The 25,877-nt window shown below is 66.1% G+C and carries 22 protein-coding genes and 1 pseudogene; 18 read left to right on the forward strand and 5 right to left on the reverse strand.

Annotation, left to right across the window (positions count from 1 at the left end; translation table 11 throughout):
• The first annotated feature begins 252 nt into the window (after positions 1-252).
• The 4 genes from VZL07_RS08015 to VZL07_RS08030 all read left to right on the forward strand — a co-directional run bounded on the left by VZL07_RS08015 (position 253) and on the right by VZL07_RS08030 (position 4,708).
• Positions 253-783, forward strand: a complete 531-nt coding sequence (locus VZL07_RS08015) for a hypothetical protein (protein ID WP_426754765.1) — start codon at positions 253-255, stop codon at positions 781-783.
• Positions 784-1,173: 390 nt separating this feature from the next.
• A complete protein-coding gene (locus VZL07_RS08020; RefSeq protein WP_426754766.1) occupies positions 1,174-3,459 on the forward strand; it encodes a DNA polymerase in 2,286 nt (761 codons plus the stop codon).
• Positions 3,452-3,667, forward strand: coding sequence for a helix-turn-helix domain-containing protein (locus VZL07_RS08025; RefSeq protein WP_426754767.1), 216 nt, complete (start codon positions 3,452-3,454; stop codon positions 3,665-3,667). Before VZL07_RS08020 ends, VZL07_RS08025 begins: the two co-directional genes overlap by 8 nt.
• Positions 3,668-3,712: 45 nt before the next feature.
• Positions 3,713-4,708: a tyrosine-type recombinase/integrase gene (locus VZL07_RS08030; RefSeq protein ID WP_426754768.1), complete on the forward strand. Its 996-nt coding sequence runs from the start codon at positions 3,713-3,715 to the stop codon at positions 4,706-4,708.
• Here the strand turns inward: VZL07_RS08030 and VZL07_RS08035 are convergent.
• Positions 4,603-6,030 (reverse strand): ISKra4 family transposase, encoded by a 1,428-nt coding sequence (locus VZL07_RS08035; protein ID WP_426750373.1) that lies wholly within the window; start codon positions 6,028-6,030, stop codon positions 4,603-4,605. The genes VZL07_RS08030 and VZL07_RS08035 overlap by 106 nt on opposite strands.
• 177 nt (positions 6,031-6,207) lie before the next feature.
• On the opposite strand from VZL07_RS08035, the gene VZL07_RS08040 reads away from it, so the two are divergent.
• The 4 genes from VZL07_RS08040 (at position 6,208) to VZL07_RS08055 (ending at position 10,048) form a co-directional block, all read left to right on the forward strand.
• Positions 6,208-6,468: a tyrosine-type recombinase/integrase gene (locus VZL07_RS08040; protein ID WP_426754769.1), complete on the forward strand. Its 261-nt coding sequence runs from the start codon at positions 6,208-6,210 to the stop codon at positions 6,466-6,468.
• 246 nt (positions 6,469-6,714) lie between these two features.
• Positions 6,715-8,181, forward strand: coding sequence for a nitrilase-related carbon-nitrogen hydrolase (locus VZL07_RS08045; RefSeq protein ID WP_426754770.1), 1,467 nt, complete (start codon positions 6,715-6,717; stop codon positions 8,179-8,181).
• A gap of 48 nt (positions 8,182-8,229) precedes the next feature.
• Positions 8,230-9,402 (forward strand): hypothetical protein, encoded by a 1,173-nt coding sequence (locus VZL07_RS08050; protein WP_426754771.1) that lies wholly within the window; start codon positions 8,230-8,232, stop codon positions 9,400-9,402.
• A gap of 181 nt (positions 9,403-9,583) precedes the next feature.
• Positions 9,584-10,048: a phosphoribosyltransferase family protein gene (locus VZL07_RS08055; protein WP_426757259.1), complete on the forward strand. Its 465-nt coding sequence runs from the start codon at positions 9,584-9,586 to the stop codon at positions 10,046-10,048.
• Positions 10,049-10,116: 68 nt separating this feature from the next.
• Here the strand turns inward: VZL07_RS08055 and VZL07_RS08060 are convergent, their stop codons facing one another.
• Entirely contained in the window at positions 10,117-11,814 is a 1,698-nt protein-coding gene (locus VZL07_RS08060) for a hypothetical protein (protein WP_426754772.1), read from the reverse strand.
• A gap of 1,783 nt (positions 11,815-13,597) precedes the next feature.
• A complete protein-coding gene (locus VZL07_RS08065) occupies positions 13,598-14,053 on the reverse strand; it encodes a carboxymuconolactone decarboxylase family protein (RefSeq protein WP_426754773.1) in 456 nt (151 codons plus the stop codon).
• A 67-nt stretch (positions 14,054-14,120) separates the two neighbouring features.
• Here VZL07_RS08065 and VZL07_RS08070 point away from each other — a divergent pair, with 67 nt between their 5' ends.
• Positions 14,121-15,011, forward strand: a complete 891-nt coding sequence (locus VZL07_RS08070; protein WP_426754774.1) for a sigma-70 family RNA polymerase sigma factor — start codon at positions 14,121-14,123, stop codon at positions 15,009-15,011.
• A gap of 514 nt (positions 15,012-15,525) precedes the next feature.
• Here VZL07_RS08070 and VZL07_RS08075 read toward each other — a convergent pair.
• Positions 15,526-15,780 carry an addiction module protein gene (locus VZL07_RS08075; RefSeq protein WP_426754775.1) on the reverse strand — a complete coding sequence of 85 codons (255 nt, stop codon included), beginning with the start codon at positions 15,778-15,780 and terminating at the stop codon, positions 15,526-15,528.
• A gap of 535 nt (positions 15,781-16,315) precedes the next feature.
• On the opposite strand from VZL07_RS08075, the gene VZL07_RS08080 reads away from it, so the two are divergent.
• The 3 genes from VZL07_RS08080 to VZL07_RS08090 all read left to right on the forward strand — a co-directional run bounded on the left by VZL07_RS08080 (position 16,316) and on the right by VZL07_RS08090 (position 18,907).
• Complete coding sequence (locus VZL07_RS08080; protein ID WP_426754776.1) at positions 16,316-16,702, forward strand: transposase zinc-binding domain-containing protein; 387 nt, start codon at positions 16,316-16,318, stop codon at positions 16,700-16,702.
• Between the two features lie 21 nt (positions 16,703-16,723).
• Positions 16,724-17,728, forward strand: coding sequence for a transposase (locus tag VZL07_RS08085; protein ID WP_426754777.1), 1,005 nt, complete (start codon positions 16,724-16,726; stop codon positions 17,726-17,728).
• 765 nt (positions 17,729-18,493) lie between these two features.
• Positions 18,494-18,907, forward strand: a complete 414-nt coding sequence (locus tag VZL07_RS08090; protein ID WP_426754778.1) for an immunity protein YezG family protein — start codon at positions 18,494-18,496, stop codon at positions 18,905-18,907.
• A gap of 103 nt (positions 18,908-19,010) precedes the next feature.
• Here the strand turns inward: VZL07_RS08090 and lepB are convergent, their stop codons facing one another.
• Positions 19,011-19,679 carry a signal peptidase I gene (lepB, locus tag VZL07_RS08095; protein ID WP_426754779.1) on the reverse strand — a complete coding sequence of 223 codons (669 nt, stop codon included), beginning with the start codon at positions 19,677-19,679 and terminating at the stop codon, positions 19,011-19,013.
• A gap of 728 nt (positions 19,680-20,407) precedes the next feature.
• Between lepB and VZL07_RS08100 the strand changes: the two genes are divergently transcribed.
• The 6 genes and pseudogenes from VZL07_RS08100 (at position 20,408) to VZL07_RS08125 (ending at position 25,740) form a co-directional block, all read left to right on the forward strand.
• Positions 20,408-20,578, forward strand: coding sequence for a hypothetical protein (locus VZL07_RS08100; RefSeq protein ID WP_426754780.1), 171 nt, complete (start codon positions 20,408-20,410; stop codon positions 20,576-20,578).
• A 628-nt stretch (positions 20,579-21,206) separates the two neighbouring features.
• Entirely contained in the window at positions 21,207-21,953 is a 747-nt protein-coding gene (locus VZL07_RS08105; protein WP_426754781.1) for a phospholipase D-like domain-containing protein, read from the forward strand.
• 307 nt (positions 21,954-22,260) lie between these two features.
• Complete coding sequence (locus VZL07_RS08110) at positions 22,261-23,103, forward strand: HEAT repeat domain-containing protein (RefSeq protein ID WP_426754782.1); 843 nt, start codon at positions 22,261-22,263, stop codon at positions 23,101-23,103.
• 10 nt (positions 23,104-23,113) lie between these two features.
• On the forward strand, positions 23,114-24,061 hold the full coding sequence (locus VZL07_RS08115; RefSeq protein WP_426754783.1) for a hypothetical protein: 948 nt from the start codon (positions 23,114-23,116) through the stop codon (positions 24,059-24,061).
• A 301-nt stretch (positions 24,062-24,362) separates the two neighbouring features.
• Positions 24,363-24,791 (forward strand): annotated as a pseudogene (locus VZL07_RS08120) (trypsin-like serine protease); the annotation flags it as partial.
• Between the two features lie 79 nt (positions 24,792-24,870).
• Positions 24,871-25,740 carry a transposase gene (locus tag VZL07_RS08125; RefSeq protein WP_426754784.1) on the forward strand — a complete coding sequence of 290 codons (870 nt, stop codon included), beginning with the start codon at positions 24,871-24,873 and terminating at the stop codon, positions 25,738-25,740.
• The last annotated feature ends 137 nt before the right edge of the window (positions 25,741-25,877 follow it).

A 25,877-nucleotide genomic window follows, 5' to 3' on the forward strand; every position in this document is an offset into this window, starting at 1 on the left:
CATCGCGCATCTCGCCTCTGAGGCTTCGATCTTCGCCTATCTTCAAGAAGAGCAGGAACGCACCCGCCAGCACGTCTATGCACTCGCCGCGAGCATGGATCTGGCGCTCTTGCTCTCAGCTGCATCCGACCCCCTGCGCAACCTGCTGGAGTGGCTCAGCAAGAAGAACGACGTGCTCAGCCCGCGCAGACAGACCCTGTTCCAGAAGGCCACGAGCACTGGGTGTGGCGCCACATCCAGGGCACGCGCAGCTTGCTGCCGCCCGAACTCATCGAGGGCTTCAAGTCCCTGCGTCAACTCGAACGGGTGGCCACCGTCCTTCTCGCTCTCCAGCGGCGCATCGGACCCCTGCTCGCAGCGGCACGAGAGAAGCCGGCTCTGCGTGTCTTGCTCGAAACGAATGCGGAGAAGCAGATGATGGCCGCCTTCGCTGACTTCACGGCCGAGAGACTCGGCATCGAGTTGGCGCATCGAGAGATCGCCGCGCTCGCCGTCCTCATCGGATACGAGGAGCCCACCTCTGACAAGGAGGAGACCACCAGGCGGGTGCAGAAGTGGGTCAACGCGCGCCAGCACTCCAAGGAGATCCTGGCTGCGCTGAGACAGCTCGCCAGCGGGAGTTCCCTGGCCAGGAACGCGGCGGAAGGGACGCGGAGCGAAGCGCCCCGGTCCTCCGCATCCCCTGGTCTCGATGAGCAGGGCAACCCAGCCATGAACCCCCAGGGGGGTGGAGATGATGGAGGGGACCGAATCTCCCCATCTTCAGGGGGTAGAGATGGATAGAGGTAACGACTCCTTCCCTCTCCAGGAGAGACCAATTTCCACTGTAACCTCCCGCCATCTCTAGGCTTTTTCTTCGGACAGCGAGTCTCGACATTGCCGCTCAGAACCGGGGGCCCTTGGCCAGGTGCCCCATGAACGAGGCGGCAAGATGCGGAGGTCAAGACTCACTCGAAGCCCCAGAACCCCTTCCCCGTTCAAGGGGATCAAGATGAGGGGGCGGTCATGTTGTTCACCCCCTCATCACGATTCCGGACAGGGTGTTGAACCCACTGAAGGAGTGATTCCGAGGGGTTGCAGACTCCTGAAGGCTGGACAGTTCCAGCCCGCCATCGGGTGGTGCGCGTCAATCTCCCGCGATGCCAAGTCCCTGGAATTCCTCGGGGGTGGGGCGTGAACGAGGAGGATTTGCAGGCGCATCTGGGCGTGCTCCTGTCCCGGACGCTCACCCGCCTACGTCGTCGGCCCCGAGCGTACCCGCACACCGCGCTGGTGGGAGTGAGCGTGAAATGGGACGAGGAGCATGGCACCCCGCTGCTGGTGCAGTTCGTCACCCTCACGGGCGAGCACGTCCACGCTCAAGCTTATGATTTACCCGAGGGACGGCTCACGGGCGGACAGCTCATCGACTGCATCCGGGAGGTGCTCCGGCGGGCCGATGCCGTGCCGCCCGCTCGGCGCGGAATCCGCCAGGTGCACGTGGTGACGCATGAGGCCAGCAGTCTCCTCGCCCTCTTTCCGTCTGCCGTGACCGAGGCGCGCGTGGAGCAGGTGGGCAAGGCACACCACGGGCGGCTGGAGCGCGTGAAACGCGACGAGGGCACCTGGGACGTGCGCTTGGTGGACGTGTCCAGCTACTTCCCGAAGATTCCCCTGGAGGAAATCGCCCGGACCGTGGGCCTTCGCCGCCTGGACGTGGACGGACCGCACCTCGCCGAACTGAAGCGGACGGACCCGGCACGACTGGTGGCCCATGCAGCCCGGGATGCGGAGGTGCCCCTGCGTGCCATGCGCGGCTTCCGGGAGAGCGTGCTGCGCGAATGGAACATCGACGTGCTCGGCAGCCGCACCCTGCCGTCCATCGCCTCCGCCATCTTCCGCCTGCACTTCGCCCGCAGCGGCCCCGCTCCGGTGAAGAAGCAGCAGGTGGTTCGCAAGGTGAGAAAGGGCGTGACCTTCCGGGATGAGCCTCGCGTGGAGCAGGTCTTCGACGGAGACCCGCGCGTGCGCACCCTGGCCTGCCGCGCCTACTGGGGCGCGCAGTCGGAGGCGTTCCGGCGCGGATTCCACGTCGGAGCCTTCGCCGAGTACGACGCGGTGAGCCTCTACCCGCATGCGGCGCTCCTCCAGCCGCTGCCCCATGCCAGAACGCGGTGGGAGCGCCTGGAGTCCCTCGCCCAGGTGCAAGACTACGAGGGCTTCGGCACCTTCAACTTCGTCTTCCCGGAGGACACGCGCTACCCGTGCCTGCCGGTCCACCGCCAAGGTGTGCACCGCCTCGTGTTCCCGTTCCAGGGCACCACCTCCTGCACGCTGGCCGAGGTGCGCCTGGCGCTGCGCATGGGAGCAAAGGTGGCGCTGGTGGAAGCACATGGCTTCAAGCCCGGCTCGCGCGAGCGCGACCACGACGTGGGCCGCTACATGCGGCACTTCCTCCAGCAGAAGGGGGCCGCCAAGAGGGGCAGCCTGGAGTACGCCACCGCGAAGCTCTTCGCCAACGCCTTGCTGGGCAAGCTGGCCGAGCGCATGCGGAGTTCGGGGCTCTTGGATTTCGAGCGCGAGGCGCAGCTGCGGGGCTTCGGTCCGGGATTGGGAGCCGCCATCCACAGCTCGCCGGGGCTGCGCGCCGCGCTCAAGGGGCCGCACGACGTGGGCAGCGCCTTCGCACCGGAGTGGGCCACGTTGATTCTGGGTCGAGCCCGTGCCCACATGGCCGACATCACCTCGCGTGGCGCCCTCCTCGTCTCCACCGACGCCATCATCTGCCCCGAGGAACTGGACCTGCGCTGTGAAGGGCTCGACGCGCTGGAGAGCGTCGGCAGCGGGATGCGCCTGGAGCACCGGGCGGATGCCGTCTTCATCGCCCGCGCTCGCCTCTATGCCCTGCTGCAAAAGGTGGAGAACGTGCGGCCAGGTGAGCCGGTCCTGGGCGCGGATGACACCTGGGCCGTGGTGCGTGTGGCCCGCCAGGGCACGAGCGAGTCGGAGAAGGACTTCGCGCAAACGCTCCTGGCCTGCCTGCGCGAGGGGCGGGACGTGGCCCCGACGCGCATCAGGAAGCGCCGGCTGACAGCAGAGGCAGCCGTGCGCGAGCACAAGCCCATCCACTCCGTGGTGGAAGAGGAGGTGCGCACGGGCTTCTCGTGGGACGGTAAGCGCCGGCTGCGCGACCGTGACTGCAACCTCTTCACCCAGAGCACTGACACCATGCCGTACCAGACTCTCGCACGCCTGGAGGCGGGTGAGCGTCAGCGGCAGGTTCAAGAGAGAGGTGTGCGCCTGAAGAAGTCACGAGTGCCGGTCCACAAGGTGGAGAAGGCCCTCGCCCTTCTGCGCAGCGGCAAGAGCGTGCGAGCGGTGGCCAAGGAACTGGAACTGGCCCGAGCCACGGTCGGCGACATCAAGAAGCGCGCTGGCGTGGGCCCCGTGCAATCTGGCGAAGGAGGCACCGATGAGTAAGCCCCCCATGGACACGGACGACATGCAGCAAGAGGAGGCGCTCTGGGACGCGAATGACGTGGCTCGCTTCGTCAAAGCCTCGCGCTCGTGGGTGTACCAGCGCGCTCAGGCGGGCCAGCTTCCCTGCGTGAAGCTCGGCGGGCTGCTGCGCTTCGAGCCGGCAGCGATCCGGGACTTCATCCGGGGCCAGGGCACCAAGATTCGCTAGGTCTAGGTCATAAGACCTCTGAGGTCATCACTTGAGGAGGTCCTCATGGGTTCCATCTACCGCAAGAACAACAAGTGGTACGTCCGCTTCAAGGACGGGCACGGCCGGTGGCGCGACACCGCCACCCAGGCCAGCACGAAGACCGCAGCGAAGTCCCTTCTGCACGACCTGGAGCTTCAGGCCGACCGCCAGCGGCGCGGCCTGGAGCCCCTGCCCGATCACCGCAAGCAAGTTACCTTCGGAGAGGCCATGGATGTGTGGAAGACCGAGGTGGGCAGTCGGCTCCGCTCGACCACCATCATCGCCTTCAGCGAGAAGCACCTGCGTGCGGAGCTGGGCCCCCTCCTCCTCGAGGGCATTACGCCCTCGCAGTTGGAAGTGCTGCTCAACGCGAAGGCTGGAGAGCTGGCCCCCAAGTCGGTCAACCACCTGCGCGCCTACGTCCACCGAGTCTTCGAGCTGGCGCTCCGGCGCGGACTCTTCACCGGCCTCAACCCCGCCAAGACCGTCCCGCGTATCAAGCAGCCGAAGCGGCTTCCGCAGTATTTGAAGGCCGAGGAGGTCCCTCTGATGCTCGCGGCCCTGGAGCGCCAGTGGCGGCCCCTGTTCGCCACGGCCGTCCACACCGGGATGCGCAAGGGCGAGTTGCTGGCGCTGCGCAAGTCGGACGTGGACCTCAAGGCAGGCACCATCCGGGTGGGCCGCTCCCACGCGAGCGACACCACGAAGGGCAACCGGGAGGACCTGCTGCCCATCGCGGTGGGCCTGGTGCCCTACCTGCGCGAGGCCATCGCCACGTCACCCTCGGAGCTTCTGTTCCCTCGGGAAGATGGCACGCAGCACCGGCCGGACGTGGCCCTGCACAAGGTGCTGCGCCGGGCCCTGGGACGCGCGGGGCTGGTAGAGGGCTACAACGGGTGTGGCTCCCATCCTGATCATGCTGCGCGCCGCACCTCGGCCCGCTGCGGCGCAAGCGTGAGGCGCATGGCCGCGTCCCACCGTTCCGAGAGCACCAGGGCGCGCAAGTCCAGGATGTGCTGACCGGACGCCTCCTTCCAGCGGGCTCCAGGGCGCTTCATGCGCAGGGTGACGAGAGACTTGCAGGTGGCCTCCACGTTGCCGCTGCCAATGGGCAGCCCCCGCGCTCGCGCCTCCGCGTAGTGCATTCGCTCGCCGTGGTTCTCCAGGTAGGTGAGGGCCTCGTGCACCGGTTGGCCGTCGCCGAGGACGACATGCCGTTTGCCGCTGGCGTGCAACGCGATGGCAATGGTCCACGCCGCCCCGGGCGTGTTGAGAAGGGACAGCTTCCACTTCTCACGCAGCGCGGAGGCCTTCTCTTCCCCAGCCACCACGCGCGCCGCACTCCCAAGCTTCTCCATCAGGTGCCAGAAGTCCACCAGGCGCGCCAGCTTCTTGGCCCCGGGGGCGTGGGTGGCCAGCGCCTCGTCCAGCAGGGCGTGCAACTCAGGAGCGCCATCGGTGAGGACGACGACGGACAGGTCGCGCCGTCTGGAAACCAGGGTTTGGACGTCGCGGGCCAGGCGCTCGGCAACCTCGCGGGCCTCGCCCCGCGGCATCCGCCCGTAGCGGAGGGTGCCCAGCGCTTCGCCGTGGGCGTCGTGGAAGGAGAGGCAGGCCGCGTAGGCCATGCGCCAGACGACGTCCACCGGGCGCGTGGGGGCGCCCTTGCGAGGGCGGCCCACTGGCCGCTTCTTCGGCTCCTCCATCGGCACGGCCACCCTGTCCATGCTGACGCTCACGCCGCGGGTGCCTCGGGGCACTCGCAGCTCCCGGGCCTGCGCCGCCTCCACCCGAGGCCGCTGGCCGCCATACAGCGCTCCCACCGCATGCCCCACCCGCTCGAAGGAGGCACGGCAATAGGGCAGCACGCCCACCTGGCGCGCCGTCGCCTCCGCCTCCCGCGAGGTGCCCCGGGCCAGCAGGTACGCCATGGGCACCGCCGCCTCCGGCAACCAGCCGTCAGCGACGCACCCGGCTTGGACGCTGATGGTGTCCACTGTGGGGCCATTGCGCTCACCCACCCGCCGGTAGAGGCTTCTCTCTATTTCGACGGGGCCTTGCCGCGTTTTGTACGTCGCCGCGTACCGTCCGACTCGGACGTAGGGCTGGCCGTCGATGAGGACTCGTGCCGCGTCGAGGTCGAGCCCTCGAAGCAACCTCCGCTTCACCAACCGCTCCGTCCGCTCCGCTCCGGCATTCACCTCCTGCCATGCGGCGTCGAACGCGGCCAGGTCCCCTCTACTCGCCCCCTCCACGCCTCGGTGGGCGCGCTTCAGCGTCTCCTCCAACTCCTTGACGCTGTCCTCGAACCCTTCCGGCACTTCGATGGTGACCTTCGGCATCGTTTGATGTCCTCCGGTGGCACAACCCACCAGAAACCTCTCATTCTGCCGGCTACCAGGCTCACAGTGAGCCCCCTACCTGGCTGCTCACTCGTTGCTCAGTTCCAGAGCCACACCCGCTACAACCACGTCTGTCGGCGCAAGGGCTGCGGCTACAAGGTGAGGAATCGTCACGGGATGCCCGAGCCCTGCCCCCGCTGCGGCATGAAGCTCTGGTCACGGGCACTCCCTCGCCCCCTGCGCTTCCACGACTTGCGGCATACCACGGCTACCCTGCTGCTCAAGGCGGGCGTTCCGGTGGCCACTGTGCAGCGCATCCTGCGCCACTCGGACCCGGCCATCACCACCGAGGTCTACGGCCACCTGGACGTGGAGGACATGCGCAAGGGCCTCGACCAGCTCGACTTCGCGGCGCCCGAGCCGACCCCGGCCGAGTAATCTCCCAGAGCCGCCGGCGGAACGCCCCCGCCGCTTGCTGCTGCGCTGCTGGCCGTCACCTAGCAAAAAGCCCTGGAGTGAAGCTGACCCAGTCCCGCGGCTCTCCCGCACATAAGCATGCCGCCTAAGTCCGTGCGGGAATCGCAATCCATCCTTTAGTAGCCTGGTAGTAGCCTGGGTTCCGTTATGTCCTAGTGGCTCGGTGGAGCCCGGCGATAGAACTCCACCCGCCAATGGAGGATTGAAATGAACTCTCCCAGGGAGGCCCTTCTTGAGCTGATTCGTCGGAGTGACTCCCGGACCGTGGTGTCCTTGGTGGAAGGCCTGCTTCAGCTCATCAGAATTCCAGAGAACATGCTTCTGCTGGATGCGGCACTGTCGAGCACCGCGCAAATGCGCTTTCTGGATGCCGTGCAAGAGGATATCAGGGCTTACTTCGATGAGTTCGGCGATGAGGTCCTGAACACCAGCGATGTAGCGAAGCTACTAGCCGTCGCTCCGGAGGCGGATGATGCACAAGCCCTGGTGGTTGCACGAGCCATGGCATTGGCGCTGGACACAGTCTTTGGCCCCACGTTCGCCCTGAGCTTCAAGCACCGAGGGTCCCTGCAGCTCACTCCCGGGCGCGCTTTCCCTGTTCAGGAACCCCCACTTAAGCAACTCCTAGGCAAGAACCTCAATACGAACCCGAAGCATCTTGAGCTCGGGCTCGACGCGGTCCAACACCTTCGCCTTGCACCAGAACAGCTGGCTCCCTTCAACATCACCCTGGACTGGTCCGACGATGGGCTGCTCGCACCGTTGAAGGAGGGAGCCGCCATGTCCATTGCCGCGACCAACGCCTCGCTCAGGGACTTCCGATGGGCTCAGTTCGAGCGTGACGGGCAGATCCTCTTCTTCGAAGTCACACCAAAGAATGAGGAGCAGCAGACGCGCATTCTTATCGAGTTGCTGGAGAAGGCCGAGAAGGCTGGAACACGCCTGCTGGTGTTCCCCGAGCTCTGCCTCACGAACGCGCTAATCGAAGTCGTTCGGAAGTGGTTCCGAGCCTCTACCCGACAGCTCTGCCTTCTTGTGGCCGGAAGCGCTCACGTTGAGGTGGAAGGCAGGCGCCTCAACCGCAGTGTGATGTTCCTTCAGGGCGGTCCAGAGTACACCCACGACAAGATGCGACCCTTCGCCTTCGGCGACCCGCTTCGCACCGAGGACATCTCGACGAGTCCCAAACGGGTGACGCTGCACATGTCCGGTGCATGGTCCTTCGTGTCGCTCATCTGCAAGGACTTCATCACCCGGGAACTGGTCAACCTGCTCGCGGAGCTGCGTGCGAGCCTCGTGTTCGTCTCCGCCATGACCCCCAAGGCGGATGCGTTTCAGGACTTTGCCCATCAGCTGGCCACCCAGGCCCAGTCGATGGTGCTAATCGCCAATATTCCAGAAGTTCCGCCGCCGACACCTCCGCAGGCCCCATCTAGCGGGGCTGGAGCTTCTTCTGTTCAACAGGGGTCGAATCAGGGGGCAGCAGTCGTGGCGGCAGCTGGCTCGACTGCACAAAGCATCGAAACTACTGCCCATTTGGGTGCCCCCTACGCTTTGCTCGCCCTTCCTAGGAGAGGCACCAAAATCTCGTTCCCGCCTCATTCGCCCCCCTGCCTGCTCACCGTCCGACTCTCTCCGGATGCACAGTTGACCGAGATCTTGACCGTCACTTGACTGTAGGTTGACTGCTCTCTATATTGTGGGCCATACATAGGAGGCGGCATGAACCTCGAGAGGGTGCTCGCCCGTATCCAGCACCATGCGAGAACGGATGGAGAGGAGCTTCGGAGGCTGTCCCGCGATGTGGGAAGGGAACTGCCCCGAGGCCGGCTTGAAATCCTCAGAGAGCTTCGCTCAGGGCTCGCTTCGTCGAGCAGCGAGGTTACAGACCCATTTGCTCGGGGCTATCGCGCTGCATTGGACGATCTGATTGCCGCTTACGATGCCGCCATCATGCCCGCGCAAGAAGCGCGCGTGGCTGCGGATATCGTCAAGCTCCGCCCCACCCTCCAAAAGGCTCTATCCATCTTTCATAAGGGGAGCCAGCGCCTGACCGACGTCGCCAGAGAATTGGGCGACGCCGACATGGGCCTCGTCTCACGCTGGTTGGGCGAACTCCGGAACCTAGGGCTCATCGAGATCTACGCTCAGGATGCAGCCAGCGCACGCGACAAGCCCTATCGCCTGACGGAGCGGGGACGGCAGGTACTTGAGCGGCGCAAGCGCAGCTTGTCCGAGGAGTCCTCCATCCTGCTTCGGCTCGCCACGGAGCTGTTCTCCCTCCTTGCGCACGAAGGACGTGTGCTGCGCTCCACCTTCCAGGAGCTTGCGGAGGAGGAACTGGAGAGGATGGACTTCGATACCCGAGAAGTATGCGATGCCATCATCGAGGAGGCTGAAGACAAAGGCTTGCTTGAGAACGTCAATGAAGTGCTCGTCGAGCGATTCGACACTGCCGCTGATATCGTGCAGGGACAGCTTGAGAGTGCGCTCGCCAAGGAGCCTTCCCATCTTCCTCCAGCCTTGGAACTCCTGAGCCGTGAGCTACCAGCCCAGACGACTCCCATCATCGTGACCTCCAAGGGACGAGACAGCTGGAACCGTTTTGTCGTCCAGTTCCAGAACGTACTCTCTAAAGAGAATGCTCTTTCCAACCTCAAGGTGGTGACCTGGGCAGACCTCCAAGGAGGCATTGAGTTCCCATCGAAGGAAAGGTGTGCCCTGGTCTTCGAGAGCGGAACACTCGCCAGTGGAAGAGCCCGCCAGCTTGCGGAGAGCAGCCTTGGAAACCAGCCAGCGGAGACGTTCGTGTTCGTAACGGACGCGGAACCAAAGATCCCAGATGTCAGGCCGCTCATGGTCAGCCCGTGGGGAGCCTCGTATGCCCGTGCGTGACCTCGCGGCACTCCGAGACCTTATTCGGATGGATCCACGTGTCTCTGAACCCAAGCAAGAGCAGCTCTTGCAGCACGTGGCAGAAACCGGTGCGCTCCTAGAAGGGCACTTCCTGCTGCAAGGAGGGATGCACAGCGAGCATTTTCTTCGCTTCGCCCAGTTAGGCCGTTCCCTGCCTGCCATGCATCTCATCTCGGAGCAACTCGAGGCTCTTTTGCCCTCGCTTGCACACAGGACACAGGTGCTCTGCCCCGAGACCGCGGGATTCTTCCTGGGCCACGCCATGGCACAGCGGCTCGCAGCGCAGCTTGTCGTCAGCGCCGTCGATTCGAGGCGCCGACCGACAATGCTCCTCCGGACCGGAACCCTGACCCCTGGCAGGCCCGTTCTAGTCATTAATGATGTCTCGACTACGGGATCCTCTCTGGATCCGCTGGTGCAGCTCGCCAAGGATGCAGGGTGCGACATCGCAGGAGTCGCCGTTTTTGCCGCTTGGAAGATGGATTCTTTCCACCAATGGAAGACTCGAAGGAGCCTTCGGGGCGAAGCGTTGGTGGCGGGAATGTGGGAAACATACGACGCGGGCCCCAACTGCCCGGGTTGCGCTGCGGGCAGGCAGCTCCTACCTGCAATGGAGTTCAACTGAGGCCCCGGATACGACGCAGTGCTAGGAGTTCCCGTCATACCCTTGTGTAAGGGCCTACCGACGCTCATTCACAGGTCCGGCGTGACTTTCAGGACACCCTCGGGCCGTGGCGGATAGTCCGCAAAGAAGAAGGCGAAGGCCCCGTCTTCCTGACCGGGCCTCCCCTCGCTCTGTGCCTGCTCGTTGCCCTCCTTTAGCTTCGCCTTCTGCCAGAGCCCCTGGGCTTTGTCCCACGTCTCGATAAGGTCCAGCAACGCCTCCAAACGCCCTCGGGCCTCGTCACACCAAGCCTTGCTCTGGCTCCGGTACCATGGCTCATAGCCCGGCCGCTGGGCATCGAGCTGCTCCTGGAAGAGAATGTCGAAGCGCGCCTTCAGGTGCTTCCGCCAATCAGTCTTCGAAGTGCCTGGGAACAGCCTCGTAATCTGGAAGAGTTGTCGCTCCAGCTCCGACATGAGAACCTGCATCCTGACCCAGCGGTGCTCGGAGAAGTGCGGGCTGTGCGTGCCAGGGTAGCGCTCCAGCAGTCGCTCCGCCGCGCACCGGCCCTTGGCCTGGATGCCCTTGATGACATCTGGTGGCATATCCAGGTTGAGTCCCCCCTCATTCTTCTCCAGGAAGAGCTGGACGATGCGTTCCCGGTAGCTGGGCATCCCCGCCTGAGCGTTGTCGCGGTAGCTCTGGGTCATCTCGAAGATGGCGCGCAGGAAGCCGGGCATGTCCTGGATGGACGTGCGCTGGGGACGCGCCTTGTCGAAGTCCCGAGGGAACGGCAACAGCACGGAGTCACGCGGGTCCTTCCGCTCCGTGTCCCGCTCGCGCTGGTTCAGGACGCTGGGGAGGGGTGAGTCATAGAGGGTGATGCCGAACGTCGGGCGCAGTGGCACCCAGGCATCGAAGATATGGATGGGGAAGTTGCTGGTAATGCCACCATCACTCAGCCAGTGCTCCTCCGCGTCCTTCTCCAGGTCCGCCAGCCTTGGCGGGCCGAAGTGCCCCCTGGGCACGTAGGCCGAGTCATGGAGGGAGTAGAGCCGCACCGCGCTCAGCAACACCGGGAAGCTGAGACTCAGCCTCGTGGCCACCACCAGCGGGATGTCCTTGCCCATGGGGAAGCGGAGAAACTCCTCGGCGTCCTTGTCACGCAGGCAGACGGACTGCTCCGGGCGGTTGGCCTCGCCCCACTTCACTAGTGCGTCGACGACAGGCTTCGGAAAGAGCCCCACCATGTCGCGCTTCCTGAAGAAGAAGGAGCGACTGCCGCGGCGCATGGGCAGAATGTAGGGCTGCCCCAGCGTGAGGTTGCTCGTCACCAGCTTGAAGTGGATGCCTTTCTCCTCCAGTTCTCGCACCGTGATAGGAGGGGCCTCGGGCCCTCGGCCCGCCAGCGCGTTGAGCTGCACGTGCAGCCAGTCCGTCAGAGCCAAATTCGCGCCATTCTTCAGGTGTGCCGTGGGACCGGCGCTCCCTGGGCAGATGCCGAACTTGTGCTGGTCCTTCTTGTCCAGCACGGAGACAACGGCCTTGAGGGCCAGCCCACCCGCCACCAGTCCCCCCACCGTCGCGCCCACCCAGCAGACCGTCAGGACCACCAGCAGCACCAGTGCACCCAGCACCTTGCTCCCAAGGCCCGGCGCCTGAAGCCAGACCCAACTCCAGCCCAGCAGACCGCTCGCCAGGAGTCCCGCCACCACCAAGCCCGTCACCGTGCCAGCCCGGTATTGAGGCCCGACCGAACGCTCGCAGACGGTCTTCAGAGCTTCCACCCGCTCCGCTCGCTGTGCAATCCTTCCGATGTGTCGGAGGACGCGGTGTATCCGACCGTCACCCGATGCTCCTAGCTCCTCGTCCGTAGCGAGCCTTGCCCGCTCCAGCGAGGCCGACTCTTCCTGCCAGGCCACGAAGGCTTCGAACAGAGGCCTGCCTTCGTCCGAAGGCTTGAAGAGGCCCTTCACAAAGCCCGGCCGCACCAGTTCCTCGTTCATCTCCGCCAACCGGACGAAGCCGTAGGAGCCGGAAGCGAGTTCCTGGTCGGGCCCCATCACCTTCCGCCCGTACTCTGCGGCGGCTGCGGCGGCCGCAGCAATGGCTCCGGCGGAGGCCCCTCCAATCGAGTGGAAGCGGTACCGGCGGGCCAAATTGAGGATCGCAGGCGGGTAGACGACACCGCTCGTCACACCGCCCTTCATGATGAGGTCGCACTCCCGCTCTGGGCACTCGTTCAAGCAGCCCCGCTCAAGATTCTGCATCCGAGCGATGTCGCTCTTGGTATCGCGCATGGTTGCCCCCACTCACTGCGGCTGCCGCAGCCAGAGTGAAAGCAAACCAGAATGGGTACGCGCTCGCGCAGACAAAAAAGTCCACAGCTGCACGGGCAACGTGCGGCCTGGGTCCACAAGCCTGCGCGTACATACGAGAGAGGCCCCCCTTGCCCGCCTCAGGAGGCCGAGCCTGTGCGCTAGAGCGGCTGTGCGAGCAGGGCCGCGCGGCGACCCACGCGAGGGCCGCCGCAGGACGGCCCCATGGCAATGAGGGCCCCCAGCCGGCGTTGGCAGCGTCGCAGCCTCATCCTCCCCCACGATTGGAGGCACCCGCCCCGGCCGGGGCGGCTGGTAAAGGGGGGTGGCCAACGACTGCCGGCTGCGCCCACAGGGGGGCAACAGCGCACCGTAACCCTCTGCCCCAATCATCAGTTCCCAGGCAAAGCCCCACGGTGGGGTCAATGCCCTGATTGAGACATGGCCCCCCCTTCGGAACTACTGTTCCGCCCACCTGCTCAAGGTGGCTGTCCCCCTGGCCACCGTGCAGCGCCTCCTCCGGCACTCCGACCCGGCCATCACCACCGAGGTCTACGGCCACCTGGACGTGGAGGACATGCGCCGGGGCATCAACCAGCTCGCCTTCCAGGCGGATCCGCCCGCCGAGGCGCCGGAGCTTGCCGCTGGGGACGCACCCCCGCCGCTTGCTGCTGGTTTGCTGCTGGAGGGTGACGGAGGAAAAGAGAAAGGCCCAGGAGTCCTCGCGAAAGTCCGCGAAACTCCTGGGCCTTTTATGGTCGGGGAGACAGGATTTGAACCTGCGACCCCTTGGTCCCGAACCAAGGCCGGGGAAGCGGTCCAGGGTTCGCCCCTTCTGACGCCCTGTCCTGGTCGCGCCTCGAACCACCCGAGCAGCCAGGGGCTCCACGGGAGCCCGTGGGAGCCCCTCCGTAGCGTAAGCCCTGGTGAGGTGTGGCAGGGAAGGAGCAGGTGGAGGAGCGCGGGTGGGAGTACCGGCGGAGGCAGTCGGAGGGGGCGGTGCTGTACGAGGCGGAGAGGGACAACCTCGCCACGCTGCTGGCGGAGGCAGGTGAGCTGGGACGCGGCCTGCCCCGGTACGTGGAGCGGGACTTCGCCAAGTACCTGAAATGCGGAGCCCGCGTGTCTCCCTCCAGCGGCCCTTCTTGGCCCCCCTTCACCAGCCCGCCGCCCTCAACAGGGCCCCTCTCCGTCCTATACTTTCCGTCACCCCCGCGGGCCGCGGCAGGGGCTGTGAGTCCAGCGTCTTCCGTCACCAGCCTGCGCCGGGCACCTGCCGGACGGGGACGTTGATGCGGTTCCACATGTTCGTCATCGCGACGAACAGGACGAGCTGCGCGAGCGCGGGCTCCTCGTAGTGCCGCGCGGCCGCGTTCCAGACGTCGTCGGGCACCGGGTCCGAGCGGTCGCTGAGCCGGGTGGCTGCCTCGGCGAACGCCAGCGCCGCGCGCTCGGCGTCGTTGAAGAGCGGCGACTCCCGCCACACCGCCACCGCGTGGAGGCGGTCATCCGTCTCGCCCCCCTTGCGGGCCTCGCGCACCCCCATGTCCACGCAGAAGGCGCAGCCGTTGATTTGACTGGCGCGCAGGTGGACGAGCTCGAGCGTGCGCTCGGGGACACTGCCCTGCTTCAGGGCCTTCGCCACCGCCATCAGCGGCTGCAGGACGTCGGGGTGCACCATCGCCGGGTTCTTCATTCGTGCTTGCATGGCCAGCTCCTTCGGGGTTCATCGGGTTTTCAAAGGCATGACGAATCCCGAAAAGGAGATGTGACCGATGCACGAAAATGACGGGCTGGCGGGGCGATTCGAGGCGCATCGGGCCCATCTTCGCGGGGTGGCCTACCGCATGCTCGGCTCGCTGGCCGAGGCGGAGGACGCCGTCCAGGAGGCCTGGTTCCGGCTGAGCCGCGCCGACACCGGGGACATCGACAACCTCGGCGGCTGGCTCACCACGGTGGTGGCCCGCGTGTGCCTGGACCTGCTGCGCGCCCGCGAGGCCCGGCGCGAGGAGCCGCAAGGCGTGGGCGTGCCGGAGCCGCTGGTGAACCGCGAGGGCGGCGCGGCGACCCCGGAGCAGGAGGCGCTGCTCGCGGACCAGGTCGGGCTCGCACTGCTGGTGGTGCTCGACACGCTGTCGCCCGCCGAGCGCATCGCCTTCGTGTTGCATGATTTGTTCTCCGTCCCCTTCGAGGAGGTTGCGGCCATCGTGGGGCGCGAGCCGGCCGCGGCGCGGCAGCTCGCGAGCCGCGCGCGGCGCCGCGTGCAGGGCGCAGCCACACTTCCCGAGTCCGAGCTCACGCGCCAGCGAAGCGCCGTCAACGCGTTCCTCATGGCCCTGCGCGCGGGAGACCTGGACGCGCTGCTCGCGGTGCTGGACCCGGAGGTGGTGCTGCGGGGGGACCGTGCCGCCCTCGCCCCGGGCGCACCAGCGGAGATTCGCGGTGCGCGGACCGCCGGCCCGCTGGTGCTCAAGGTGTCGCGCGGCGCCGTCGCCGCCCGGCCAGCGCTCGTCAACGGAGAGGTGGGGCTCATCGTGGCGCCGGGAGGACGGCTCAGCCACACACTGCGCTTCACGCTCAAGGACGGGAGGATTTCCCGCATCGACGTGGTGGCCGAGCCCGCGAGCCTGCGCGCGCTCGAGCTGTCGGTGCTCGACGTGGGGTGAGGGGACGGCGCGCCCCTTCAGGAGCCCCTCGCACCAGCCTCGCCCCGATTCGACGGATGCCGGGGGCCAGCGCCCCCGGCGCCAGGAGCTCGAAGCCGACGTCCGCGAGGACGATTTGCGCGACCATCGCCTCCAGGCTGTCGCCACCCGTGGTGAGCACGTAGCTCCGGGCATCCAGGGGCTCGATGCCGGTCAAGTCCCGAATCGTGTGGAGTTGGTCGGGAGGAGGGTCGGGGGAGGGAAGCTCCTTGGCGGCGTCATGCAGCGGCAGGGACATGGCGAGGTAGCGGCGATCATCCCAGACGCCGGTGACTTCGAGGGCGACGGCGGTGATGAGGCGCAAGGGCTGCGGCTACAAGGAGAGGAAGCGTCACGGGATGCCCGAGCCCTGCCCCCGCTGCGGCATGAAGCTCTGGCCACGGGGGCACTCCCTCACCCGCCTGCGCTTCCACGATCTGCGGCACACAACTGCCAACTTCACGGCCAGCGTCGGGGTGGAACTCGAGGTGGACCTTCATCGCCGCTGGCCGAGCCGGTTACTGATGCGCTCCTCGACCTGCTCCCAGGGTACCGTCTTCACGCTCCCATTGAGCACTTCACGAGCCCGGCGCTCCAGTTCCGCGGACCACTCGGACTGGGCCTCCGGGTCCTCAGCCCCGTGCTCCAAGCTGAGTAAGAGCTTGTGGGCAACCTCGGCGCGCTCCTCGGCAGGGAGCAGCAGCACATCCGAGAGGAAGTCTTCCTTGGCCGCCAGGGTGCAGAAGTTCAAGCCCCGCACCCCGCACGAACAATGAAGGCCAGCCCCGAACGCCCGTCGGAGGTGAGCCCCCGCCGCTTGCCGCTCGTTTGTTACGGGTCTCCTCGACATCAGAAAAACGAAGGGCGCGGACCCGAGGATTTCTCCAAGGATTCCGCGCCCTTTGAATGGTCGGGGAGACAGGATTTGAACCCGTGGACACGGGGTGCCCCAAACCCGCGACGGCACACGCCTTTTGCTGAATCGTGAGTGAATCCAGGCACTTCGAGCCCACAGGTGAGTCCTCGGCAGTCCCACCTGTCACCCGAGTCCCCTCCAGTCTTGGAGACATTTTGGAGACGAAGCCAGGGGCTCACTGAGCCCCTCTATGGGCGAGGCGTGAGGGACTGGAAGCTGCCGCCACCTGGTCCCGAACCAAGGCCGGGGAAGCGGTCCAGGGTTCGCCCCTCCTGACGCGCTGTCCTGGTCGCGCCTCGAACCACCCGAGCAGCCAGGGGCTCCACGGAAGCCCGTGGGAGCCCCTCCGTAGCGTAAGCCCTGGTGAGGTGTGGCAGGGAAGGAGCAGGTGGAGGAGCGCGGGTGGGAGTACCGGCGGAGGCAGTCGGAGGGGGCGGTGCTGTACGAGGCGGAGAGGGACAACCTCGCCACGCTGCTAGCGGAGGCGAACGAGGTGGGGAGAGGCCTGCCCCGGTATGTGGAGCGAGACTTCGCCAGGTACCTGGAGTGCGGGGTGCTGGCGCACGGCTTCGCGCGGGTGCGCTGCGAGAGGTGCAAGGACGAGCTTCTCGTCGCCTTCTCGTGCAAGGGGCGAGGGGTGTGCCCCTCCTGCAACGCGAAGCGGGCGCATGTGACGGCGGTGCACCTGGTGGAGCAGGTGCTGCCGTGCGTGCCCTACCGGCAGTGGACGCTGTCCTTTCCGCATCGGGTGCGGTGAGTGCTGCTCAAGGACGTAAGATTGCTCTCGGACGTCCTCACCGTCTTCCTGCGCGCGGTGTTCGCCCTACAACGTCGGCGAGCGCGGAGGCAGGGCATCCGTCATGGGCAGGTCGGGGCCGTCTCTTTCATCCAGTTCTTCGGCTCGGCCTTGCAGGTGACGCCGCACTTCCACTCGCTGGTGCCGGACGGCGTCTTCGTGCCGGGGGAGGACGGCGTGCGCTTCGAGGCGTTGCCGCCACCCACGCAAGCAGAGGTGGAGCGGTTGCTGAGGGTGGTGCGTCACCGAGTGCTGCGCCTGCTGGAGAAAAGAGGGGCCCTGCCCGCGCAAGGGCCTGAGGACGCGCGGCAGGCGTACCAGGCGCACTCCCTGCAGCAGCGGCTGCGCTGGACGGAGGTGGACGTGCGGCCCCCTCCCCGAAAGCAGCCCCGGTGCGCCTTCCTGGAAGGCTTCTCCCTGCATGCCAATACGCACCTCCATGCCAACGACAGGCAGGGGCTGGAGCGGCTGTGCCGCTATGGGGCGCGTGGCCCGCTGGCGCTGGAGCGACTGTCGCGGATGGAGGCTGGCCGCCTCGCGTACCGGATGAAGCATCCGCTGCCCGACGGCACCACGCGCCTCTTCTTCACCGGGCTGGAGCTCCTCCGTCGTCTGGCGTCGCTGGTGCCTCCGCCTCGGACAAACCTCACAAGGTTCCACGGCATCTTCGCTCCAGGCGCGAAAGTGCGGCCATTTCTGCTCCCTCAAGCGGGGGCGGAGCCGGGGCTGGAGGAGGAGAGCCCGGCCCTGGCTGCGACAGTGGAGTCGGCGAAGGAGCGCACGCCGCGATTGGATTGGGCGGGACTGCTGCGCCGGACGTTCGCGCTGGATGTCTTCGCCTGCTCTCGGTGTGGAGGCCGCAGGAGGGTGCTGGCATACCTGACGGCCCCCGGTGGGGGGCGCGCCATTCTGGAGCACCTGGTATTGCCCTCGCGGCCTGCGAAGCTGGCCCCGGCACAGGGTCCACCCCAGAGCGCGTGGTGTTGAGCCCCAAGCACCCACAGTGACCTGGAAGCCCACGCCCCTGCGGCCTGCCGCCTGGCTGGGCCGCTTGGGCCGGCATGTGCCCCGAGGCACGGCACGGCCTCTGCTCCGGCCCGGCGCACAGCCCGCGCGTCACCCTCCAGCGGCCCTTCTTGGCCCCTCTTCACCAGCCAGACGCCCTCAACAGGGCTCCTATACGTCCTATACTTCACGGCGCAGCGGTTCAAGGCCTATGCGGAAGCGCTGGGCAACCGCTTCGTCCAACGAGTCCTGCCGTCTTCCGCCGCGAACCCCTCCCCGCCGCCCTTCTTCGCGGAGGTTGTCGGCTGCCCTCACAGCGTCGTAACAGCCCATCTCATCGACGCCGCGGGGGAACCCACCCTGGCGGCCCGGGATGAAATCCTCGCGTTCTTCACGCGGCGACTGCGCGGGGGCGCCGAAGGCACGCAGCCCTGACACGCGAACTGACGCCGAAGGCCGCCGCGCAACCTTCGGCACAGCGCAAAAGGCTTTCGTGTGGCGTTCAACGTCCAGAGGACCTGAAGCGCGTCCACGTGGACCTTGAGGACAACGCAACCAGGAAGAGCCCTCTGCTCCAAGCAAAGGCAAGGAGCCGAAAGTCAGACATGGACCTTAGGGCGAGCAAAGCACGCCCACCTGAATACCCAGTATTGACTGTTGTTCTGGCGAAAGCGGATGCAGCCGCAGGATGATGACTGCTGGCGTCTCGCATGCTGTCGCACCAGTCTCGTGTGATACAACCCGGGCATGATGCCCGAGATACAGCAACTCCATCAGGCCATCGCCCATGGCGTCTACGATGAACGGCCAGACGGCGGCTGGGTACAGGCGACTTATTCATTCCTGGCCATCACCCTCTTCCAAGAGGAGTCCGGCCTGTATCGCCTCGTTGACGGACAGCAACGCTCCTTCGTCGTGGCTGACGAAGTCAGCGACGCATTCCGCGAGCTCCGTACCCGAATGGCGGCGCTCCACGAAAACGGACACGCCTGGTACACGGCCACACTGACCATGACTGCCGATGGCAACTTCACGTTCGATTTCAACTACGACGAACTACCGCGGTTCGCCATCGTGCCGTCCGCGGGGAAATGGGCTGACGAATTCCGCACCTTCCCACGTCCCGAACTCCAGGATCGCATCCCCGCCCAACCCCGGTGACCTGAGCTCCGCGTCGGCTCCGGCAAGCAGGGCGGAACCAACGCGTCGGAAAGAGCGCGAGGCCCCGGGCCACCACGGAAGGATTGACCGCTCTGGCTCCGCATCAAGGAGGGGTGGGGCCTTCCGCGTTGTCATCGGCGCGGAGTGGGATCCACCAGCGTTCACCCCAGGAGAGGCCCTCGCGAGGGCTGTAGGAGACCGCCACCGCGCGGCCGAGCAGGTATTCGCGAGGCACGAAGCCCCACATGCGGCTGTCGGAGGAGTTGCCCCGGTGGTCTCCGAGCATCAGGTAGTGCCGTGGTGGCACCTCGACCTCCTGCATGGGGCGCCCCTGAAACGAAGCGGGATGCAGCAGGTGTGGCGCACCTGGGAGGTATTCGACGCGTGTCCCCTCGGGTGTGAGGTCCTGCGGTACGCGCTGCCCGTTGAGGATGACGTGTACTCCGTCGAACGCGACCCGGTCTCCAGGGAGGCCCACCAGTCGCTTGACCAGGACGTCTCCGCTGACCGGTGACTCGAAGACGGTGACGTCTCCGCGACGCGGGGCCGTCTCACTGAGCCAGACGTGTGTGAGCGGGATGCGCAGACCGTAGGCGCGCTTGTCCACCGCGAGCCGGTCTCCCACCTGGAGCGTCGGCTCCATGGAGCCCGAGGGCACATGGTAGTGGTCCGCGAAGCTGCCCCGGCCCACCAGGATGATGGCCAGGAAGGTGAGATCCACCACATATCCCACCCACCGCTTCGAACGGGGCTTCTGCTGCACACGGTCCATTGGTTCCTCCTTGCGTCAAAGGCCCCTACGACTGGCGCTCCGAGCGATTGCAGGAGCGCCGAACTGGCCCGTCGCTGGTCGGGACTGCTGCTCCCTCAAGCGGGGGCAGAGCTGGGATTAAGGAGGAGAGCCCAGCCTAGGCTACGACGGTTGAGCGCTCGCAGCGCCCCTGTCCGACGTAAGCGTCCGCGACAAAGCAGCCCGTCGCGGTGTCAAGGTGGCCGCACTGTCCGACGACGCCTCTGGCATACGCCAAGAAGCCCGCCTTGTATTCGGCTTCGGGTGCGTGCGGCCAGAAGCCTTCCGTAAAGCGACGCGAAATCCGGCCCGCGATGGAGGCTGCAGAGCGGCTCGGTGAGAGGGGTTGGGAAACAACCGCGACGTTTACCGGATTGGACAGTCCCCGGATTGGACTGGTCAGTGACGCCGTCTGCTCGAGTCGAACGCGCCCCCGTAGACAAGCAGCCGGGATGGCAGATCGAACACATCCCGGCGAGCCCCGGAGGCGTTCGGGCGTTGCTCCTCATTTACGCCCGAACTCTGTGGAGTACGTTCGGCTTTGTTCTTCAGAGGAAGCGTGCGCCCGAACACGACCCGGCGCCCCGCGCGAACTTTACTCGGAGCTACACGGGCGGGACGCGTCTCGGCTGGGAGCGCCCCGTGCACTTTGAACAAGTGCTTGCTCATCCTCTTCTTGCTGACGGGAGCGCCACACTTTGGACACCGTCGTGGTCGCTGCTTCTGGGCTTGAGATGGAAGAGTTCTCTGAGGATTGGCTGGTCGATTTGAAACAGGCCGCTTCAAACAACGTCGCGCATGATCATCAAGCCTTGAACGAAGCAATCGTTCGGAGCACCAGCGACATTTTTCATAGAGAAAGGTTCTCGGACATGCCTTGAGGTGAGAGGTAAAGGCTTTCTTCGTCATCAGTGCGCGACAACCTGGGCACTGAATCTTGGGACCTTCGAAAGGCTTGCGCGCCAACGAGCCCGCGTCCGTCGGAGCCTGGGAACGGGTGGCGACACTGCCCTGTCGCTTCGCCTTTCCCGTCTTTTGAGGCCTCCGAACGGGTTCCGGCGCGGGCTGTGGCGGCTCGGCAAATACCCCCTTTCCTCCGCAGAAGTAACAGGCCTCATTGCTCCCCCCGCATGGGCAAGGCTTCATGCGAACCTCCCGCACGAAAGTATAGCGTAGGCCCCTGCTATTCAGTCCACACCAGGGGTTGTAGGGCGAACGCGTGTACTGACGTGGGCACGCTAAACTGCGGCCCGGCGCTGCCCCCAGTCCCAAGGTGGAATTTGCGCGGAGAGAGACTCATCCTCGGCTGCGCTACATCGCGTTCTGCCACAGACCGCGCGAACCGCGTAACAACTCAGGCACCCGATAGGCTGCGCCTCCCCACGGCTGCATGACCGCCTTCATGCGAGCCTCTTGCACGTACGCGGCCTTGGGGTGGGTGCTATACAACCCTCCCGTGGTAGCTGATGACTCCGTGCCCATGCGTGGTTTCGCTGGTATGGAGTGTCCATGTTCTTCGGCCGTTCCAGCGAGAATCCGACGTTCATTCCGCATGACCAGATTTCGACGGCGGTTCAGGACCTCATCAAGGAGGCGGACCGGGAGCTCATCCTGGTCACCCCCTACTTCAAGCCTTGGAATCACTTGCAGACTGCGATTCGCACCCGGCTGAAGGCGCGAATCCCCGTCACGCTGATCATCCGGGCCGACGAGATACAGAAGACTGCGCCTTACCTTCAGCCCTTCGCCGACGAGGGGGCGCGGGTGCTGAGCCTGGACCGGCTGCACGCAAAGCTCTACATGAGCGAGAAGCAGGCCGTGCTGACGTCGATGAACCTGCTGGAGACCTCGGCGCTCAACAGCTGGGAGTGCGCGCTTCGTATCAAGGAGAGCGACTCACCGGGCCTTTTCGAAAAGTTCGTCGAGCAGGTAAGGGCCATCCGCGAGCATTCCAGCGCAGTCTCCTTCCCGGGAGGGAGCACACGGGCGTCAGAGCCCGAGGCCCCGCAGGCTGCAAGCTCTCGGGGCAAGCAGACCGACTTGATCCAACACTTCGGAATCAAGAAGACGGACTTGAAGCCGGAGATGATCGAAGCCCGGCGCACCCATCCGCGAGCATATGAGCCGTGGACCGACGAAGAGGAGGCGATGGTTGCCGAACTCGCGCGCCGCAAGCTCAACTCGGACGGCATCGCGAAGATCCTGGGCCGGCAGCCCAGCGCCATCGAGCGGAAGATGAAGGAGTTGCTCGGCTGACCCACGGCTGAGCGGGACGCGTCGAGTGAAGCCGGCGGAAGCCGCCCTACGGGCAAGCTCAGAGGTCCCCAGGCAGGGCGCACTGCCAACCGCGAGCGTCGTACGCCTTCCCTGCCCGCAACGGGGCCCCTCAGCGCGCTCACCATGCTCGTGAGGTCACAGCTGTATGTCTCCCACCTTGCGCACAGCGTGCCGCGCGCCATGAGCATCCATGCCGCAGGGGCCGGATTCTGGGAACGGATGGAGCGGTGTACCCTTCGCGGCGCACAGGCAGCCGACGCTCGCGGCGGACACAGGGAGGGGCACGATGAGTCATCACGAAGAGGGTAAAGGGAAGAGCACCGAAGCGCTCATCCAAGCTTCACTTGAAGGTGATGAGGAGGATGAGCGCGCCTGGGACGCAATCTGGGCGCTGCGTCGCCGAGGGACGCGTGACGTGCTGGACGCGGCCATCCATCTTCTTGGCGAAACTTCCGCGAAGGCGCGAGGGCGCGGCGCAGCCATTCTTGGCCAGCTCGGGGGAAAGACTCCGGCCTTCCCGGCGGAATGTGGCGACGCGCTGATGGGCCAGCTTCGGCGGGAGCAGGAGCCCGCAGTCCTGATGTCCATCGGCGTCGCGCTGGGACACCTGGGGGAGCCGCGTGCCCTTTCAGAACTCATCACCCTGGCAATGCATCCTTCTGATGAGGCGCGCTATGGCGCGGCGCATGGACTGGCTGTCCTGTCTGCACCGGAAGCTGTTGATGCGCTCATCCGGCTTTCGTCCGACGAGGACCGCGACGTTCGGGACTACGCGACCTTTGGCCTGGGCTCGCTGATGGAGGAGGTCGACACCCCCGAGCTGCGTGATGCGCTCGCAGCGCGGCTCGACGACGAGGACCCTGAAATCTTCGGGGAAGCCCTGGTGGGCCTCGCGCACCGCAAGGCCCCACGCGCTGCCGACCCCGTACGCGCGGCGCTTCGTGGCGAGGAGGTCATGGTGTACGCCCTTGAGGCAGCCGCCGCTCTCGGCGACCCGAGCTTCCATCCACTGCTCCTCGCCATTCGCGATTCCCAGCCACCCTCAGGCAGCTACTTCGAAAGCGTCCTGAAGGACGTCCTCTCCCAATTCGAGCAGAGAAACAGGTCCGAGGCAGATGAACAGACCTGAACCAAGCCAAATGAAACCCGGTACCACCGACGCACCTGTCGTCGTCTACCATGACCTCCAGAGCTGGGCCGCGATGCTGGTGCTCGACCTGGTGGCGCTCATTGCCCTCATCGTCGCGCATGTTTTCGATGTGGACCTCGATGTGTTCGGAGTGTTCGCGTACTGCATTCTGGGCAGTTCGGCGGTAATCGCAGTGGTAGGCCGACGACGCATCGAAATGGACCCCACGGGCATCCGGGTCTATCGGCGCGGCAGACTGCGCTTGCAGCGTCCGCTCTCTTCCTTCTCGCGGCTGAAACCCCTGTTCGCAGGGACGGTGGCCATCATCTTTGACGATGGTGCGTGGACCTGGATTCCCTCCGTGGGAGAGGGAACAACCATCTTGGACTTCCTCTCTGCGTCGCGCGAGACAGAGGTCATCCGAGGGCCGACCCGTGGCTCGAATGTGCTCGAGATGCTCGTGACCGCGTTGCGCTTCCCCGCGGGAACGTGTGTCGGCTGTGGCCGCGAGGCCACCACCACCGTGGAGTTCTCGGCGAGCTCCGGATGGGACTTCGTCCTGGTCTCCTGGGGTGTCAGCCGCACGCTGCGGGCGCCGGCCTGTGGGAGCTGCCGGTCTCGGCGAAAGTGGCTCTTCCGAGCGGCGTTCACGCTCCCGGCGCTCGCGATGCTCTACGTCCTGCCCGGTCCGTGGTCTCCGGCGGGGCAACCCGACCCGCTTCGGACTGTCGCCTTCATCGTCGCGGTGTCCTCCTTCGTGGTGCTGGTGCGGTGGGGAGACTCCCTGTACGACCGGTGGATCTTCGGACTCTGGGGCTTCGCCTTGTCGAGAGATACCTCGCGCGTGCGATTGCGCGTGCGTGACCCCGGCCTGCGCCACGACATCGCCGGGCTGGCGCGGTCTCCGGGCACGGGCGTGGCCGCAGTCGATGCCGAGGGCACGATGTACGAGCTCTGAGACCTGCGTCCCCGGCACCTCGCTCACCAGCGGGGCGAGCTGGGATGAGGGAACGACGAAGAGGTTCGCCTCATACGCGGGATGGGAGACCTCCGTCCTGTACTTGCCGCCAAGGCCTCAGGGGCGCGCAGCAACGCGATCGTCGCAGAGGCGCATGGACGTTGAAGTCAAACAATGACATCTTGATGCATCCGTTACGCCATTTTGATTGTAATGGAATCGCATGAGGTGACGTCAAGGGCGGATTTAGAGTGAGACAGTCCGACCTTTTCGGCGGGCCCTCATCAGGAGTGGTCGTTTCATGCGAGTCACCCGTATCCCCCTGCGACGGAGCCTCTTCGGCGCGTTGCTGTGCAGCCTCTCCGTCGCGGCCTGTGGCCCGGCTTCCGAGATGGATTCCGTGGACGAGCTGCCTCCGGAGCGGGGAGCGCAGGAGCAAGAAGTCGTCTACGGCACCGCCAATCGGACGGATGTCTACGCATACACGGCGCGCCCGACACTTCGCGCGCGCGCGGAACAGTCCACCGTGGCGCTGATGCCGCCGTCCGCCATCAACACCACAAACCCCAACAACGTCACCTTCACCGCACCCACGCTGCAGAGCGCCTACAACCTCTGCTCCACACAGCGCTTCCTGAACGACCCGACGCCGGCCATCTGCTCGGGCACGCTCATCGATGACGACCTGGTGCTCACCGCGGGGCACTGCATCACCAGCGCTACAACGTCGGCGAGCGCGGAGGCAGGGCATCCGTCATGGGCAGGTCGGGGCCGTCTCTTTCATCCAGTTCTTCGGCTCGGCCTTGCAGGTGACGCCGCACTTCCACTCGCTGGTGCCGGACGGCGTCTTCGTGCCGGGGGAGGACGGCGTGCGCTTCGAGGCGTTGCCGCCACCCACGCAAGCACAGGTGGAGCGGTTGCTGAGGGTGGTGCGTCACCGAGTGCTGCGCCTGCTGGAGAAAAGTGGGGCCCTGCCCGCGCAAGGGCCTGAGGACGCGCGGCAGGCGTACCAGGCGCACTCCCTGCAGCAGCGGCTGCGCTGGACGGAGGTGGACGTGCGGCCCCCTCCCCGAAAGCAGCCCCGGTGCGCCTTCCTAGAAGGCTTCTCCCTGCATGCCAATACGCACCTCCATGCCAACGACAGGCAGGGGCTGGAGCGGCTGTGCCGCTATGGGGCGCGTGGCCCGCTGGCGCTGGAGCGACTGTCGCGGATGGAGGATGGCCGCCTCGCGTACCGGATGAAGCATCCGCTGCCCGACGGCACCACGCGCCTCTTCTTCACCGGGCTGGAGCTCCTCCGTCGTCTGGCGTCGCTGGTGCCTCCGCCTCGGACAAACCTCACAAGGTTCCACGGCATCTTCGCTCCAGGCGCGAAAGTGCGGCCATTTCTGCTCCCTCAAGCGGGGGCGGAGCCGGGGCTGGAGGAGGAGAACCCGGCCCTGGCTGCGACAGTGGAGTCGGCGAAGGAGCGCACGCCGCGATTGGATTGGGCGGGACTGCTGCGCCGGACGTTCGCGCTGGATGTCTTCGCCTGCTCTCGGTGTGGAGGCCGCAGGAGGGTGCTGGCATACCTGACGGCCCCCGGTGGGGGGCGCGCCATTCTGGAGCACCTGGTATTGCCCTCGCGGCCTGCGAAGCTGGCCCCGGCACAGGGTCCGCCCCAGAGCGCGTGGTGTTGAGCCCCAAGCACCCACAGTGACCTGGAAGCCCACGCCCCTGCGGCCTGCCGCCTGGCTGGGCCGCTTGGGCCGGCATGTGCCCCGAGGGGCGGCACGGCCTCTGCTCCCGCCCGGCGCACAGCCCGCGCGTCACCCTC

Source organism: Pseudomyxococcus flavus (assembly GCF_050038885.1).
In the GTDB taxonomy this organism is placed as follows: Bacteria; Myxococcota; Myxococcia; order Myxococcales; family Myxococcaceae; genus Myxococcus; species Myxococcus flavus.